15 protein-coding genes are annotated in these 16164 nt (G+C 71.6%); 5 read left to right on the top strand and 10 right to left on the bottom strand.

Annotated elements, in window-relative coordinates; all coding sequences use genetic code 11:
- Positions 1 to 79 precede the first annotated feature (79 nt).
- The gene (locus ACIPJI_RS08560; RefSeq protein ID WP_356623340.1) at positions 80 to 1387 is read right to left on the bottom strand and encodes an Nramp family divalent metal transporter; all 1308 of its coding nucleotides are present in this window, start codon (positions 1385 to 1387) and stop codon (positions 80 to 82) included.
- 215 nt (positions 1388 to 1602) lie between these two features.
- Here ACIPJI_RS08560 and ACIPJI_RS08555 point away from each other — a divergent pair, with 215 nt between their 5' ends.
- Both ACIPJI_RS08555 and ACIPJI_RS08550 read left to right on the top strand, forming a co-directional pair.
- Positions 1603 to 2940 (top strand): M14 family metallopeptidase, encoded by a 1338-nt coding sequence (locus ACIPJI_RS08555; protein ID WP_307708037.1) that lies wholly within the window; start codon positions 1603 to 1605, stop codon positions 2938 to 2940.
- A gap of 243 nt (positions 2941 to 3183) precedes the next feature.
- A complete protein-coding gene (locus ACIPJI_RS08550) occupies positions 3184 to 3987 on the top strand; it encodes a hypothetical protein (protein WP_402245197.1) in 804 nt (267 codons plus the stop codon).
- Between the two features lie 22 nt (positions 3988 to 4009).
- Here ACIPJI_RS08550 and ACIPJI_RS08545 read toward each other — a convergent pair whose 3' ends face one another.
- The 5 genes from ACIPJI_RS08545 to ACIPJI_RS08525 form a co-directional block, all read right to left on the bottom strand.
- The gene (locus ACIPJI_RS08545) at positions 4010 to 4771 is read right to left on the bottom strand and encodes a hypothetical protein (RefSeq protein ID WP_402245195.1); all 762 of its coding nucleotides are present in this window, start codon (positions 4769 to 4771) and stop codon (positions 4010 to 4012) included.
- 61 nt (positions 4772 to 4832) lie between these two features.
- Positions 4833 to 6305 carry a gluconate:H+ symporter gene (locus ACIPJI_RS08540; RefSeq protein WP_356623346.1) on the bottom strand — a complete coding sequence of 491 codons (1473 nt, stop codon included), beginning with the start codon at positions 6303 to 6305 and terminating at the stop codon, positions 4833 to 4835.
- A 126-nt stretch (positions 6306 to 6431) separates the two neighbouring features.
- The gene (locus ACIPJI_RS08535; RefSeq protein WP_159687936.1) at positions 6432 to 6836 is read right to left on the bottom strand and encodes a RidA family protein; all 405 of its coding nucleotides are present in this window, start codon (positions 6834 to 6836) and stop codon (positions 6432 to 6434) included.
- Positions 6833 to 7597: an IclR family transcriptional regulator gene (locus tag ACIPJI_RS08530; protein WP_005312701.1), complete on the bottom strand. Its 765-nt coding sequence runs from the start codon at positions 7595 to 7597 to the stop codon at positions 6833 to 6835. Before ACIPJI_RS08530 ends, ACIPJI_RS08535 begins: the two co-directional genes overlap by 4 nt.
- Positions 7594 to 8661, bottom strand: a complete 1068-nt coding sequence (locus ACIPJI_RS08525; protein WP_402245192.1) for a sugar kinase — start codon at positions 8659 to 8661, stop codon at positions 7594 to 7596. Before ACIPJI_RS08525 ends, ACIPJI_RS08530 begins: the two co-directional genes overlap by 4 nt.
- Positions 8662 to 8791: 130 nt before the next feature.
- On the opposite strand from ACIPJI_RS08525, the gene ACIPJI_RS08520 reads away from it, so the two are divergent.
- Together ACIPJI_RS08520 and ACIPJI_RS08515 are read left to right on the top strand one after the other, a co-directional pair.
- Positions 8792 to 10066, top strand: a complete 1275-nt coding sequence (locus ACIPJI_RS08520; RefSeq protein ID WP_402245190.1) for an amino acid deaminase — start codon at positions 8792 to 8794, stop codon at positions 10064 to 10066.
- A 257-nt stretch (positions 10067 to 10323) separates the two neighbouring features.
- A complete protein-coding gene (locus tag ACIPJI_RS08515) occupies positions 10324 to 11934 on the top strand; it encodes an amidohydrolase family protein (protein ID WP_402245188.1) in 1611 nt (536 codons plus the stop codon).
- An 8-nt stretch (positions 11935 to 11942) separates the two neighbouring features.
- On the opposite strand, the gene ACIPJI_RS08510 is transcribed toward ACIPJI_RS08515, so the two are convergent.
- The 4 genes from ACIPJI_RS08510 to ACIPJI_RS08495 form a co-directional block, all read right to left on the bottom strand.
- Complete coding sequence (locus tag ACIPJI_RS08510; protein WP_402245186.1) at positions 11943 to 12572, bottom strand: alpha-ketoglutarate-dependent dioxygenase AlkB; 630 nt, start codon at positions 12570 to 12572, stop codon at positions 11943 to 11945.
- Between the two features lie 90 nt (positions 12573 to 12662).
- Positions 12663 to 13523: a tyrosinase family protein gene (locus ACIPJI_RS08505; RefSeq protein ID WP_356623473.1), complete on the bottom strand. Its 861-nt coding sequence runs from the start codon at positions 13521 to 13523 to the stop codon at positions 12663 to 12665.
- Between the two features lie 19 nt (positions 13524 to 13542).
- A complete protein-coding gene (locus ACIPJI_RS08500) occupies positions 13543 to 14076 on the bottom strand; it encodes a tyrosinase family oxidase copper chaperone (RefSeq protein ID WP_356623474.1) in 534 nt (177 codons plus the stop codon).
- Between the two features lie 265 nt (positions 14077 to 14341).
- Entirely contained in the window at positions 14342 to 14719 is a 378-nt protein-coding gene (locus ACIPJI_RS08495; protein WP_402245184.1) for a hypothetical protein, read from the bottom strand.
- Between the two features lie 162 nt (positions 14720 to 14881).
- Here ACIPJI_RS08495 and ACIPJI_RS08490 point away from each other — a divergent pair, with 162 nt between their 5' ends.
- Positions 14882 to 16147: a cytochrome P450 gene (locus tag ACIPJI_RS08490; RefSeq protein WP_402245182.1), complete on the top strand. Its 1266-nt coding sequence runs from the start codon at positions 14882 to 14884 to the stop codon at positions 16145 to 16147.
- Positions 16148 to 16164 lie beyond the last annotated feature (17 nt).

Below are 16164 nucleotides of genomic sequence, written 5' to 3'. Positions count from 1 at the left end.
CCCCGTACCGGGCCGTACCGCCGCTCCCCCGGCGGTACGGCCCGGTCGGTGCTTCACCGCCTTCGTGCGGACGGGTACGTCACCAGGGCAGTTCCCGCACCTGCTGGACGCACAGCACGACGAACAGCAGGCCCGCGGCGGCCAGCATCACGTTGCTGAGGATGCCGTTGCGCCACTGCGCCGGGGTGCGTGAGGAGTTGAGCAGCCAGATCAGGGTGAGCGCCAGGAAGGGCATGAAGAACGCGCCCAGCACGCCGTAGGCGACGACCAGGCCGAACGGCTGGTCCAGGAAGAGCAGCGTGATCGGCGGGAACGTCAGCCAGAGCAGATACGCCCTGAACGGCAACGAGCGCTCCTTCCGGCCGGCCGCCACCTCCTCCACGGTGCCCTTGTCGACGGGCACGCCCTTGCGGTCGAGCTGGAGCCGCTCGACGAAGTCGGCGAACATCAGGCTGACGCCGTGCCACACGCCGATCAGGGACGAGAACGAGGTGGCGAAGAAGCCGACCAGGAACAGCTTGGCGGTCACCGCGCCGTACTTGTCCTCCAGGATCGCCCCGAGGTCGATCAGCCCCCTGTCGCCCTTGGTGAGGGCGAGGTGCGAGGCGTGCAGCAGCTCGGCGCCGACGATGAGCATCGCGACGACGAAGACGCCGGTGGTGATGTACGCGACCCGGTTGTCCAGGCGCATGACCTTCATCCAGCCGGTGTTGGTCCAGCCCTTGGCGTTGACCCAGTAGCCGTACGCGGCCATGGTGATCGTGCCGCCGACACCGCCGATCAGACCGAGGGTGTAGAGCAGCGACCCGTCGGGCAGCACCGGGGCCAGGCCCGCGAACGCGGCGCCGATGTCGGGCGTGACGCGGATCGCGACGTACACCACGACCACGAACATGATGCCGATGAGCACCGTCATGACCTTCTCGAAGACGGCGTACCGGTTGAACCAGACGAAGACCAGGCCGACCAGGCCCGTGAGGACCGCCCACACCTTGAGGCCCGGACCGTCAGGGAACAGGGCGACGATGGGCAGCGCGCTGGAGGACATCGCGGTGGCCCCGTAGACGAACCCCCAGACGACCACGTAGATGGCGAAGTAGACGGTGGTCCACTTCCCGAGGGACCGCCAGCCCTCGAAGAGAGTGCGCCCGGTCGCCAGATGCCAGCGTCCGCACGCCTCGGCCAGCGAGATCTTGACGACGCAGCCGATGACGGCCGCCCACATCAGCGTGTATCCGAACTTGCTGCCCGCGATGAGCGTCGCGACCAGGTCTCCGGCCCCGACACCGGTCGCCGCGACGACGATCCCGGGCCCGATGTACTTCCAGCTCGACTTGCGCGGCACGGAGAGCGTCCCGTCCGCGTCCTGCTCGGTGGTGCCTGCCATGGCACAGCCGCCTTCCACTCGTCCCAGGTGATCGCTGTCACCAAAGCGCCGCGCGGGTGATCGCGCAAGGGGCAGTGCCGATCCGGCGGCGTCCAGGATCGGCCGATCCTCTCCTTGACCCGAGCATGTCACCCCGACACGATGTGCTCGAACACCGGCACAGACCCGCACGTCGCACCTGAACACCCCCCACAACTCCCCACCCAGGAGACAGCATGCGACTTCGCATACGTGCGAACCGGAGGAAGGCCGCCACCCTCGCGGCCGCCCTCGCGCTCGCGGTGGCCGCGCCCATCAGCGCCGGCGCCGCACCGTCGGCGGACCGGCCGGCACCCGCCGCCGCCGAGGACGAGCAGATCAGGCAGTACCAGATCCACGGGCCCGACACCGTCGCCGACCGCACCGCCATCGCCCGCACCGGTGTGTCGATCGACGAGGCCGACGACCACACGGTCGTGGTCAGCGCAACCGCCGCGCAGGCACGGCGGCTTCGCGCCCTCGGACACACCCTCAAGGCGCTGCCCGCGCCGCCGCAGCACCGCACGGCGGCGGACGTGAAGCCCTTCGACTTCCCGTCGGCCGACTCCCGCTACCACAACTACGCGGAGATGACGGCCGAGATCAACCAGCGCGTGGCGCAGCACCCGAACATCATGAGCAAGCGGGTCATCGGCAAGAGCTACCAGGGCCGGGACATCGTCGCCGTCAAGATCAGCGACAACGTGGCCACGGACGAGAACGAGCCGGAGGTCCTCTTCACCCACCACCAGCACGCCCGCGAGCATCTCACCGTCGAGATGGCGCTCTACCTGCTGCGCGAGTTCGGCGAGGACTACGGCAGCGACTCCCGGATCACGAACGCGGTGAACGGCCGCGAGATCTGGATCGTCCCCGACCTCAACCCTGACGGCGGCGAGTACGACATCGCGTCCGGTTCCTACCGCAGCTGGCGCAAGAACCGGCAGCCCAACACCGGCTCGTCGAACGTCGGCACGGACATGAACCGCAACTGGAACTACAAGTGGGGCTGCTGCGGCGGCTCGTCGGGCTCCACGGGCTCGGAGACGTACCGCGGCCGCGCCGCCGAGTCCGCGCCCGAGGTGAAGGTCGTCGCCGACTTCGTGCGCAGCCGGGTGGTCGGCGGCAAGCAGCAGATCACCACGGGCATCGACTTCCACACGTACAGCGAGCTGGTGCTCTGGCCGTTCGGCTGGACCAATGCCGACACCGCCCCGGGCATGACCCAGGACGACCGTGACGCCTTCGCCGCCGTCGGAAGGAAGATGGCCGCGAGCAACGGATACACCCCGGAGCAGTCGAGCGACCTCTACATCACCGACGGTTCGATCGACGACTGGCTGTGGGGCAGCCAGAAGATCTTCGGCTACACCTTCGAGATGTACCCGGCCGGCTTCGGCGGCGGCGGCTTCTACCCGCCCGACGAGGTGATCGAGCGCGAGACGAGCCGCAACCGGGACGCGGTGCTCCAACTGCTGGAGAACTCGGACTGCATGTACCGCTCCATCGGCAAGGAGCAGCAGTACTGCGCCTGACCGTTCGACGACCGGTGCCGCGCGGGACACCTCCCGCGCGGCACCGGCACGTCCGGGCACGTGTCCGTCCGGGGAGCGCAATCCCTCCGGACCGGTGAAAGGCAATCTTTCCAAAAGCGTCACAGGTGCTGCGCACCGCCTCCTGGAGCCGCCGTTAGCGTTGCTCGCCGACCGGCCCAAGCACGCTCAACGTGAACAGGTCGCCGATGATCTTGGCGGCGTAGTCAGCACAGGAAGAAGCACATGGACTACTGCTCCTCATGCCGTCGGCACCTCAACGGCGCCCTGGTGTGCCCCGGCTGCGGCGCGTACGCCCCCGACATAGCCCCGCCCACGCACGGCGCGGGGGCCACGGCGGCAACGGCTGCCACGGCTGCCACGGTCTGGGAGCCGTACGGGGCGGAGGAGTTCCCCGCCCGGCCGGAGGCCGCCTCTGCCGCCGGCACGGACAGCGCGACGGCCACGACCACGTCCACGTCCACGTCCACCGGACAGGGCCGTGCCGCCCGGCGGCGGCAACTGGCCCGCTGGAAGAAGAACAAGCGGCGTGCCGCCGCGGGCACGGCGCTCGCGATCGTCGGCGGCGCGCTGACGATCGCCGCGCTGCCCACCGACTCCGGCAAGGGCGGCGCGAGCGCCGCCGCCGCACCGGACCCGACCGTCCCGGACGAGGCCAGGAAGAGCCGGCCCGTCGCGTCCCCGACGCAGTCCGGTGAACGCGCCACGAGGTCTCCCGAGCCCCGGCCGTCCCAGACCGCCGCCTCCGCCCCGCGGACGGCGCAGGCTTCCTCTGCTCCCACCGCGGCGCCCGACCGGGCCGTGCCGGCACGCACCGTGTCCGCCGCTCCCGAGGCCCCGCAGGCCCGTCCGACGCAGGCCCCCGCCTCACCGGCCACCACGCCGGCGACCACGGCCCCCAGCGTCCGGCCGTCCCCCACCTCGCCCGCCGCAGCCGGCTCCGGGGCCGACGAGCCGCAGACCCGCCCGACGGACACGGCGACGACCTCCCCGAACGAGGTCTGCCTGCTCGTCCTCTGCCTCGGCTGACCCGGGGCCGTCCGCCGGGGCCTCACATGCCCGGGTTGCCGCCTCGGTAGTGGCCGAGCGTCACGGCGAGCTGCTGCGACCACTCCCGCAGCTTCTTCTGACGGCCGGCGCCGACCCGGCACTCGTGGAACACGCCATTGCGGTGGGTCACTCCGACCAGCAGGCACAGACCCCGGACGGTGTGGTGGACGGCGTGGACGTCCTGCCAGGCGAAGTCGGTGACGACGTCCCGCTGGTCGAAGGAGACGCCCACCGCGTCGACGAGAACCGCGTTGTCCGCGTCGGCGGCGACGAACTCGGGCCCCTGGGGCACCGCCGGGTACGCAGGCGCGGCAAGCGGGTTCATGGGGTACGCCGGCGCGGTGGCCGGGCTCATGGGGTACGCCGGCGCGGCAGCCGGATAGGCAGGCGGGCTCGCCGGATACACCGGCGCCACCGGCGGAAACCCGGGCTGCGCCTGCGTCAGGGGGATCGACCCGTGCGGCCGGTCCGGGTCCCACCCGGGAAGCAGGGCCGCCATCGCCCGGCGCAGATCGTCCTCGGAACGGACGTCGTACAGCGGCATCAGCATGGGGCTCGAACCGAACTGCCAGACGGCGCCGGTCCGCTTCACGACGAGGTCCGGCCCGTTGCCGTACGTCATCGCGGACGCGTCCCCGTCGAGGTACGCGTCCGGCTGGGTGGTGACCAAATAGGCGTACCCGATGTCCGTGATCCGCCGCTCGGCGTGCAGGGGGCCGTATCGGCCGCGGACCCATTCACGCACCTGTTCGTATGTCAGCACCCGCCGAGCCTAAGGGCAGGGGGAGGGACGCGTCCCTCCCCCTGCCCGGCCCGGGTCGCCGCTAGACGACCAGACTCAGCGCCGCGGCGACCGCGAAGCCCGCGACCGACAGCACCGACTCGAGGACCGTCCACGACTTGAGCGTGTCCCGTTCCGAGATGCCGAAGTACTTGGCGACGATCCAGAATCCGCCGTCGTTGACGTGCGAGGCGAAGATCGAGCCCGCCGAGATCGCCATGATGACGAGCGCCAGGAACGCCTGCGAGTGGCCGCCGTTCTCGACGAGGGGCAGCACGATGCCGGCCGTGGTGACGATCGCGACCGTCGCCGAGCCCTGTGCCACACGCAGCACCAGGGAGATCAGGTAGGCGAGCACGATGATCGGCAGACCGACGTCGTTGAAGGTGTCGGACAGGGCCTGCGCGACACCGCTCGCCTTCAGGACCGCGCCGAACACACCGCCCGCGCCGACGACGAGCAGGATGTTGCCGACCGGCTTGAGGGACTGGGTGGACACCGACTCGAGCGACTTGCGCGACCAGCCGCGCCGGATGCCGAGCAGCCAGTACGCCATGACGAGCGCGATCGTCAGGGCGACGAACGGGTTGCCGAAGAACTCGACGACCGAGCGGAGCGTGGACTCCTCGAGCGCGATGGAGGAGAACGTCGCGGCGAGGATCAGCACCAGCGGCGTACCGATGATGGCGAGGACGGTCCCGAGCGCGACCGGCGCCTCGTGCGGCTGCCGGCCCGCCGCCGCCTGTTCGGCGGCGACGGCGGCCTTGGCGTCCTCCGCGGCCTCCAGCATGTCCTGCGGGACCTCGACGAACAGCCGCTTGCCGATCCAGGCGGCGTAACCCCAGGCGGCGATGACGGCGGGGATGCCGACGACGATGCCCATCAGGATGACCCAGCCGAGGGAGACGTCGAACAGGCCGGCGGCGGCGACCGGGCCGGGGTGCGGCGGGAGGAAGGCGTGGGTCATCGACAGACCGGCCAGCAGCGGCATCGCGTAGAGGATGATCGACTTGCCGGAGCGCTTGGCGGCCGCGTAGACGATCGGCGCGAGGACGAAGATGCCGACGTCGAAGAAGACCGGGACGCCGAAGATCAGGCCGGTGAGACCCATGGCGAGCGGTGCCCGCTTCTCGCCGAAGAGATTCAGCAGGCGGGACGACAACACCTCGGCCCCGCCGCTCACTTCGAGGATCGCGCCGAGCATCGTGCCCAGGCCGATGATGATGGCGACGTGGCCGAGGATGCCGCCCATGCCGGACTCGATGACCGAGACGGCCGCGGACTTCTGCACCGTGCCGAAGAGTTCGGTGACCGACAGGCCCGCCGCGAGGCCGACGGTTATGGAGACGGCGAGCAGCGCGACGAACGGCTGCAGCCGGACCTTGATGATCAGGACGAGCAGCAGCGCGATACCGAGCGCGGCGACGGTCAGCAGTCCGGCGGTGCCGTCGATGAGGGTGAGCAGGCCGCCCGTGTGCGGTGTGGGTGGTGGGGGTGCGTCAGCGGCGAGGAACATGGGGAGCGTCCGTTCAGGGGATTTCAGGCGGATCCAGGCGCTTTCCGCCTGTTTTCGGCAAGGGGGGAGCGCGGCACGGCGCTTCGGGGAGCAGCGCCGTGCCGTGGAGCGGCGGGTTCAGGAAGATCAGTCCAGGACGGCCAGGGCGTCGATCTCGATGAGCAGGCCGGCGGGAAGGCCGACGTAGACGGTCGTACGGGCGGCGGGGGCGACCGTCAGATCCTTGAAGTACTCGTTGTAGATCTCGTTCATCTCGGCGAAGTGCGCCGTGTCCGTGAGGTAGACGCGGATCATCATCACGTCGTCCCAGCTCGCGCCGCCCTCCTCGAGGATCGCCTTGACGTTGGCGAAGGTCTGGAGGGTCTGCTCACGCAGGGTGGGTCCGGCGGGGGTGGGGGCCTTGCCCTCCTCGGCCGGCAGGAAGCCGACCTGACCGGCGACCTGGAGGATGTTGCCCTTGCGCACGCCGTGGGAGAACTTGGCGGGCGGCGCGGTGTGGGTGCTCGGGGTGAGGGCGGTCTTCTCGGTCATGGGCGTTCTTCCTGTCGGGGTGCTTGTCCTGAGTACTCCCGGCTGATGGCGTCGGCGGTGCGGCGCACCAGCGGGAGGAGGGTGAGGAGTTCGTCGGCCGTGACGACGACGTTCGGTGCGGACACCGACATGGCGGCGACGACCCGGCCGTCCGCACCGCGGATGGGGGCCCCGATGCAGTTGATGGACTCCTCGTGGCCACCCAGGTCGGTGGCCCAGCCCTGTTCGCGCACGGTCGCCAGCTCCTTGAGGAAGGCGCCGGCGTTCGGGATCGAACGGGACGTGTACATGGGGAAGTCGAGCTTCTCGGCGAGTGCGCGCCGTTCGGCCTCCGGCAGATCGGCCAGCAGCAGCTTCGCCACGGCCGCGACGGTGATCGCGACGGGCTTGCCGATACGGGAGTACATCCGTACCGGGTAGCGGCTCTCGACCTTGTCGATGTAGAGGACCTCGCTCTCCTCGTACACGGCGAGATGGACGGTGTGCCCGATCTGCTCGTTGAGGGCGACGAGATGCGGATGGGCGATCTCGCGCACGTCGAGGTTCTCCACGGCCTCCTGCGCCAGCGCGAACAGGCGGGCGCCGAGGCGGTAGCGCTGATCCTGCTGGCGGTGGACAAGGCCGTGCTCGTGGAGGGTGCGCAGCAACCGCAGCGCGGTGGACTTGTGCACGCCGAGGCGGTCGGCGACCTGACCGAGGTCGGCCGGCCCCTCCGCGAGCAGCGGAAGGATGCTCAGCGCACGGTCGACGGTCTGGCTCATGGTGTACGTACCTCCTGGTCCTCCCCCGTCCACCCGGGGCCGAGGTGCAGTCTCCCCCAGGCCTCGTCGTCCAGGGCGACGAGCCGGTCGGCATGAGCGGCGGCGGGCGGCGCCGCCAGGTCCCCCGGGACGGTGAGTGCGGCCGCGGCCCACAGGTGCCCGTGCCGCAGCCGCTGCCGCGCCGTGAGCCCGCGGAGCGTGGCGGACAGGAACCCGGCGGCGAAGGCGTCACCGGCGCCGACGGGGGCGGTGACGGTGACGCGGGGGGCTGGGACGGTGGTGAGGACGTCGGTGCCGGTGCCGGTGCCGGTGTCGAGGGCGGGGAGCCGCTCCGGGCCCCGGGTGAAGGACACCGCCCCCGCGGCGCCGCGCTTCACGACCACCACCGACGGCTGCGGCAGCGCCGCGCGGATCGCGTCCGCGCCCCGTACACCCCATGCCTCCTCCGCCTCGTCCTCCCCGACGAACACGATGTCCGCCCCGCGTGCCAGCTCCAGCAGGACGTCCGCGCCGGACGGATCGCGCCACAGGCCGGGCCGGTGGTTCACGTCGAAGGAGAGGAGCGGACCACCGTCCCGCCGGGCGGCGAGGCCGCGCATCAGGGCGAGGCAGTCGGGCGAGAGGGCAGCCGTGATGCCGGAGAGGTGCAGCACGCGGCCGGACCGGACCGCGCCGGACGGCACGGTGTGCGGGGACATCGCCGAGGCGGCGGAGCCCGCGCGGTAGTAGACGACCTCGTGCGCGTCCGTCGCCCGGTCGGTCGCCGTGCGGAAGTAGACGCCCGTCGGGCGTTCCGGGTCGCGGGCCACCATCGAGGTGTCCACCCCGTACGCGGCGATCGCCGAGACGAGGTGGTCACCGAAGCCGTCTGCGCCGACCCGGCCCACCCAGCGTGTGCGGTGTCCCGCCGCGGCGAGCGCGCATGCCACATTGGACTCGGCGCCCCCGATACCGCGGACGAAGGACGGCACATCGGCGAGACGCCCTGCCTGGGTGGGCAGGAACGTGACCATGGACTCGCCGAGGCAGACGACGTCCACGGGTCCGTGCACGCTCGCGGTCATGATCGCGTGGGCTCCTCGCTGGGTCGGTCGCCGGGCCCATTGACCCCGCGTCGGCTCGGATGTTAGACAGCCTCAAGCGAAATACGCAATGGGCGTTGCACATACTGCAACGCGATTGAGGAGGGCTCCCATGGCTGCCGACCACGCCGTCGCACGGCTCGCCGACGAACCGGCCGACCACCGGTTCAAGGCGCTCCCGCCCGACGCCGAAGGCCTCACCGTCGGTGAGCTGGCGGCCTCCCGCCGCAACCTCTTCACCGGCGGCTTCACCACCCCCGTCCTCGCGCTGTCCGCCGAGTCCGTCGAGCACAACCTCGCCCTGCTCGAGACCTACTCGGAGCGCCACGGCCTCGCCTTCGCCCCGCACGGCAAGACCTCGATGTCCCCGCAGCTCTTCGCACGCCAGTTGGAGCGCGGCGCCTGGGGCATCACCGCGGCCGTCCCCCACCAGGCCCGGGTCTACCGCGCCTACGGGATCCGGCGGATCTTCCTCGCCAACGAGGTCGTCGACGCGGCCGCCCTGCGCTGGATCGCCGGGGAACTCGACACCGACCCGGACCTCCGCCTCATCTGCTACGTCGACTCCGTGCGCGGCGTAGAGCTCATGGACGAGGCCCTGCGGGGCGTCTCGCGCCCCCTCGACGTCGTGGTCGAACTCGGCGCCGGCGACGGCGCCCGCACCGGAGCCCGCACGGAGGCGGACTGCGCCGCGGTCGCCGACGCGGTGGCGGCCACCGGAACGCTGCGCCTGGTCGGCGTGGCCGGTTACGAGGGCGAGGTCCCCCGGGCCGACAGCGACCGGGTACACGCCTGGCTGCGGCGGCTGGTGGCGATCGCCGCGGACCTCGACGCCTCGGGCCGTTTCGCCGGCACCCACGAGATCGTGATCAGCGCGGGCGGCAGCGCGTGGTTCGACGCGGTCGCCGCTGTCTTCGCCGAGATCCCCGACCTGTCCCGCCCCGTGCTGAAGCTGCTGCGCTCCGGCGCGTACGTCTCGCACGACGACGGCCACTACCGGCACCTCACGCCCTTCAACCGGGTCCCGGAGGAAGGCGCGCTGCAGCCCGCGTTCCGCTTGTGGGCCCAGGTCGTCTCACGGCCCACCCCGGACCAGGCCTTCGTCAACGCGGGCAAGCGGGACGCCGCGTACGACCTCGACCTCCCGAAGGCCCAGGTCGTCCGCGACGCCCGCACCGGCGACCTCCGCCCCGCCGACGGCATCACCGTCACCGGCCTCTCCGACCAGCACGGCTGGCTCACCACCACCCCGGAAGCGGACCTGGAGGTCGGCGACTGGGTGGGGATGGGGCTGTCGCATCCCTGCACGTCGTTCGACAAGTGGCAGCTGATTCCGGTGGTGGAGGGGGACGGCACGGTGACGGACTTCATCCGCACGTTCTTCTGACCCTGCGGGGCCGTTCCCCCACCCCGCCCCTTCCCGAGACCGGGCCAGGCCCCGGGCCCCGTACCGCCCTGCGGGCGGCGTACCGCGCTTCGCGCGGTGCCCTCGAACGCCGGGCGGGCCGGAAATGCCGCTGCGCGGCAGCCGGCCCCGCCGGCACGGGGGTCCGGGCGGAGCCCGGTCCGTGAAGGGGAGGGGTGGGGAACAGCCCGCCGCAGGCGTCACCCGCCCCCACCGCCCGCGCCCCGAAAGGCACCCCCATGCACCTCGTCATCCGCGACGCCCGCGTCATCGACGGCACCGGCGGTGCCTCCTTCCGTGCCGACGTCGGCATCCGGGACGGCCGTATCGCCGAGATACGCGGAGAAGGCACCGGTCCCCGCCCCACCGCCCCCCGCGTCCTCGACGCGGACGGCCTCGCCCTGTCCCCCGGCTTCATCGACATGCACGCGCACTCCGATCTGGCGCTGCTGCGCGACCCCGACCATTCCGCGAAGGCCGCCCAGGGCGTGACCCTCGAGGTGCTGGGGCAGGACGGGCTGTCGTACGCGCCCGTCGACGACGACACCCTCGCCGCGGTGCGCAAGGCGATCACGGGCTGGAACGGCGACGGCTCAGACATCGACTTCGACTGGCGTTCGGTCGGCGAGTACCTGGACCGCCTCGACCGGAACTTCGGCGGTCAGGGCATCGCGGTCAACGCCGCGTACCTGATCCCGCAGGGCACCGTGCGGATGTACGCGATGGGCTGGGAGGACCGCCCCGCCACCGACGCCGAGCTCACGCGCATGAAGCAACTGGTGGCCGAGGGCATGGCGCAGGGCGCGGTCGGCATGTCGTCCGGTCTGACGTACACGCCCGGGATGTACGCGAACGACTCGGAGCTGGCGGAGCTGTGCCGGGTCGTGGCCGAGTACGACGGCTACTACTGCCCTCATCACCGCTCCTACGGCGCCGGCGCGCTCCAGGCGTACGAGGAGATGGTGAACCTGACCCGCCAGGCCGGATGCGCCCTGCATCTCGCGCACGCCACCATGAACTTCGGTGTGAACAAGGGCAAGGCGCCCGAGTTGCTCGCGTTGCTCGACGAGGCGCTGGACGCCGGCGCGGACATCTCCCTGGACACCTATCCGTACACCCCCGGCTGCACCACGCTCGTGGCGATGCTGCCGAGCTGGGCGGGCGAGGGCGGCCCCGACGCGGTGCTGGCGCGACTGCGGGACGACGCCACGGCCGAGAGGATCCGGCACCACCTGGAGGTCGTCGGCTCCGACGGCTGCCACGGCGTCCCGATCGAGTGGGACACCATCGAGATCTCCGGAGTGAGCGACCCGGCGGTCACGGGCCACGTCGGCCGGACGATCCAGCAGTCGGCCGACGAGCGCGGCGAGGCCCCTTGGACGACCGCCCGGCGGCTGCTGATCGAGGACCGCCTCGGTTCGACGATCCTCCAGCACGTCGGCCACGAGGAGAACGTGCGTCAGATCATGCGCCACCGGGTCCACACCGGCGGGAGCGACGGCATCCTCCAGGGCGACAAGCCGCATCCGCGGGCCTACGGCACGTTCCCGCAGTACCTCGGCCGGTACGCGCGCGAGCTGGGCATCCTGTCGCTGGAGGAGACCGTCGCCCGTCTGACCTCACGCCCGGCCGCCCGGCTGCGGCTGCCCGACCGGGGTCTGGTCCGTGAGGGGTACCGCGCCGACCTGGTGCTGTTCGACCCGCGGACAGTGGCGGCCGGCTCGACCTTCGAGGAGCCGCGCACGCTCCCCGTCGGCATCCCGCACGTACTGATCGACGGCCGGTTCGTGATCGAGGACGGCGCCCGAACCGACGTGCTCGCCGGCCGCGCCGTACGCCGCACGCCCTGACGTGCGCGCTAGCGCACGCCCCGCGGCCGGTACTGGATGCTGATGCGCGGTCCGACGGCGCGCGCCGTCTTGAGGACGGCGTGCTCCCAGGTCCGCTGGCACGAGCCGCCCATCACGATCAGGTCGCCGTGGCCGAGCGCCTTGCGTACCTGCGCGCCGCCGCCCCGCCGGGGCCGGAGCGCCAGCTCGCGCGGGGCGCCGACGGAGAGAATGGCGACCATGGTGTCCTCGCGCGAGCCGCGCCCGATGGTGTCCCCGTGCCAGGCGACGCTGTCCCGGCCGTCCCTGTAGTAGCAGAGACCGGCGGTGCGGAACGGCTCGCCGAGCTCCTCGGCGTAGTGCCGCGACAGGGTGTCCCGCCCCTGCTCGAGCACGGGATGGGGAAGCGGGTCGTCCTCCCCGTAGTAGGCGAGCAGCCTCGGCACGTCGACCACCCGCTCGTACATCTGCCGCCGCTCCGCCCGCCAGGGCACGGTGCCCACGAGCTCGTCGAAGAGGGCGTCCGCGCCGGAGAGCCAGCCGGGCAGAACGTCGATCCAGGCCCCGTCACCGAGCACGGTGCGCCGGGCGTCGCCGAGCGGACCGAGACGGATCTCGTCGGTCTGGTCGAAGAGTGATCCCTGGAGATGTGCTGCCATGTCTCTCACCGTACCTCCGGAACCGAACATACGATCGAAGATCGACTCCGGGCGGTGCGCCCTCCCGGGCGGCTGGTGAGGGATGTCCGGTCAGGCGTACCGGTAGAAGCGTGTGTGGTCCATGAGCGCTGACGGCGTCACGTCCCACGGCGGCATCGGCTCGTCGGCCGAGAAGACCCGCCCGTACTGCGGATCGGACCGCTCCAGCCTCTTGTCCGGCAGATAGCGGGACCCCGGGTGCGCCTTCTGCCAGCGCGTCCACAGCAGGTCCATGTACGCGTGATGAAGCCAGAAGACCGGGTCGTCGGGCGAGGTGGCGCTCATCATGAGGCCGCCGATCCATCGGTGGACCTTGTTGTGCAGGCGCCAGCGTTCGGAGCTGCCGGCGCTCCAGCCCTCCATCCGGTTGCGGAAACCGCGGGGAACGGTGGAGTCCCACGGCGCGGCGTCGTAGAGCGGATCGTCCAGCACCCGCGCCACCTCCGCCTTCGTCGGCAGCGACACCGGGTTGCCCGGGCGGCCCAGGTCGCGGGTGAGGAAGTTGCTTTCGGCGACAGGGGTGTTGATCCGCCAGGCGCCGTTGACGTAGGCGAAGGGCCCGGTCATGACCTGCCGGTCGCTGCGGCGCCCGGTGCCGCCCATGAGATCGTCGGCCCACAGCGACGACGCGGGCGAGTTGTCGCGCGTCCAGTCCCAGTACGGGACGGACACGCTCGGGTCGATCTTTTGCAGCGCCCGCTCGAACTCCAGCAGGAATTTGCGGTGCCAGGGGAAGAACGACGGTGACATATGGGCGGCACGCGGACGGTCCTCCGCGTCGGAGACGTAGTACTCGCCGTGCATCCTGACGAACTCGTCGTACCGGCCGGAGCGCTTGAGTCGAAGCAGCGCCCCGACCAGCCGCCGCTTCTCCGAACGGGTCAGGTTCCGCTGGTTCTTGCGGGTGTACACGGGGTGCCGGCCTCCCTGTTCAGGCGCTGTGCATGGCGGTCATGGGTGTCAAGGAGAGCTGAGTGCCGCCCAGTTCGTCGACCGCGGCGCGGGCCACGTCCCGCAGCGTCGGGAACGACTCGTAGTGGTTGACCAGGCTCAGGTACGTGCCGTCGGCACGCCGCATGACATGCAGCGGTCGGCCGTCGATGCGGACCTCCACGCTCGGCACCGGCCTGGCGCCCCCGGCCGGCCGGCCGGAGCGGACCCGGTCCCCGGCCTCTCCGTCCACGTACCGACCCTCGTCGACGGGGATCATCACGGTGGCGCTGCCCTGGATGTGCCGGCCCTGGTACGTCTCGGCGAACCGTTCCAGCGACCGCGACGTCGCCGCCCCTCTCCCGCCGGACTCCTCGGCGCCCCCGCCGCGCCTGGCGAGGAGCGGCAGCAGCGCCCCGGCGGTGCCGGCGACGGCGCCGACCGTGAAGAGGGCCCGCAGTACCAGCCGACGGGTGGGAAACCCGCCGCCCGTCACCGCTCCGCTGTGGGTGGCGCCCCGGGTGCTTGTCCTCATGGCATCGCCCCTCCCGTCGGTGGACTCACGCGATGGCCGCTGTCGCCTGCGAAGTACCGCTGCCGTGGTGTCGGCAGCGGTACCAGTGGTGACAACGACGCCGCCGTCGAAGGGTTGCTCCGCCAGCCGAGGGAGCGGGCCGTCCCCGCCGGCGGAGCAGCAGGGCGCCGGTCGGCACAGCCTGGAGCACCGGCGCGGTCGGCGGCAGATTGGGCCGGCTCGGGCAGGCCGGCCCCGCCGGCGGTACGGTCACGGGCGCGCCGAGCTACACACCGGGGCTCACCAGCTTCACGTCCGACTCCTGTGCCCGCACCTTCGCGACGCCGAGGTCGTCCTCGCCGAGCGGGTTCTCCACCGGGACCGCCAGCAGTGTCGGGGGCACTTCGCTGCTGACGGGCATCGCCGGCAGCGTGCCCTGCGGCAGCAGGGGCCCGGTCACGTGCCGCGGCCCTTCGGGCGCGCCGGGCACGGGGACCGGCACACCGGTGCGCAGTTCCGGGGCCTCGACAGGTACCGCCGTCTCCAGGCTCTCGAGCGGCAGGACGACCGGCACTGACGTCCCGGCGACCGCGGGTGCGGCCGCCACGGCCGTGCCCATGCATGCCAGTACCGCCGCCAGAGTTCCCCGGGTGGTCAACTTCATCGCTGTGTACGTCCCCTCATGTGCCTGACGGACTCTCCGTCGCTCTGCCACAACGATCCGGACGGCCGAACCTGTGCAAATTCCGCCCGTCCGCAGCAATGTCGGGACGCATGCTGACGCCGCGATGGGCCAGCATGTGGCCTCGAGCACCTGGAGGTTGCCGTGGGTAGGGAGATTCCCGGCCAGGCCGCTGTGGGGCCGGCCGCGCACGCCCCGAAGACCGATCTGTCCGACCCGTCGTTCTGGCGGCTGCCGCGTCCGGCCCGGCTCGCCGCCTTCGCCGAGCTCCGCGCACGCGACACACCCGTGCGGTTCGGGGAGCGTCCCGGCTTCTACGCGCTGGTCCGGCACGCCGATGTCGCGGAGGCGAGCCGGCGGCCGCGTGACTTCGCCAGCGCGCCGGGCGTCACCACGCCGGAGCCGGCCCGCTGGGCCAAGGTGGTCTTCGGGAACTCCATGGTCAACATGGACGGTGCGGAACATGCCACGCTGCGCCGGATCGTGGCCCGTTCGTTCACGCCGAGGCTGCTCGCCGCCACGGAGGACAACGTCCGGGAGGTCGCCGGGCGCATCGTCGGCGAGATGCTGGCGGGCCGTCCGCAGGACTTCGTCCCTTCGGTCGCCTCACGCATGCCGTTCGAGGTGATCTGCGACCTGATGGGCGTCCCGGGCGGGACCCGCGCCGAGATCGCGGCCCGTATCGACCAGGCCTCGGAGAACGTCGGTGTGCAGCGCGGCCTGCGGTCCAGGCTCCGGATGCCCGGACGCGGCCTGCGCGCCCTGGCCCATATGCAACTGGTGATGGCGGGCCTGGCCCGTGAGCGGCGCCGCAGGCCCACGGGGGATCTCATCTCCGCCCTGGTGTGCGCGGACGTGGACGGCCAGGGGCTGAACTCGAGGCAGTTGGGCGCGTTCTTCTCGCTGCTGCTGGTGGCGGGCGTGGAGACGACGCGCAACGCGATCGCGCACGGGCTGTCGCTGCTCAGCGAACACCCCGACCAAAGGGCCCTGTTGGAGTCGGACTTCGACGGGTACGCGGACGGCGCCGTGGAGGAGATCGTCCGCCACTCGACCCCGATCATCCAGTTCCGCCGCACGGTGGCCGCCGAGTGCGAGCTCGGCGGCCACAGCTTCCGCCCCGGCGAGAAGGTGGTGCTGTTCTACGCGTCGGCCAACCGTGACGAGTCCGTCTTCGAGGACCCGGACGTCTTCGACATCACCCGCAGCCCCAACCCGCACCTGGGGTACGGCGGTGGTGGACCGCACCACTGCCTCGGCGCGCACCTGGCCAGGCAGGAGATGAAGGCCCTGTTCCGTGAACTGCTCACCAGGACCGGCGGCCTTCGGGCGGTCGGCCCGCCGTGCCTGGTCGACTCCAGTTTCGACAACCGCGTCCGGTCGCTCCGTTTCGCCTTCGAAGCCTCCTGACGCGATGTCTCCTGACG

The organism is Streptomyces sp. NPDC086835 (genome assembly GCF_044745705.1).
Lineage (GTDB): Bacteria > Actinomycetota > Actinomycetes > Streptomycetales > Streptomycetaceae > Streptomyces.
Note: the sequence above shows the minus strand (reverse complement) of the source record. Positions and strands in the feature narration are given on the sequence as shown.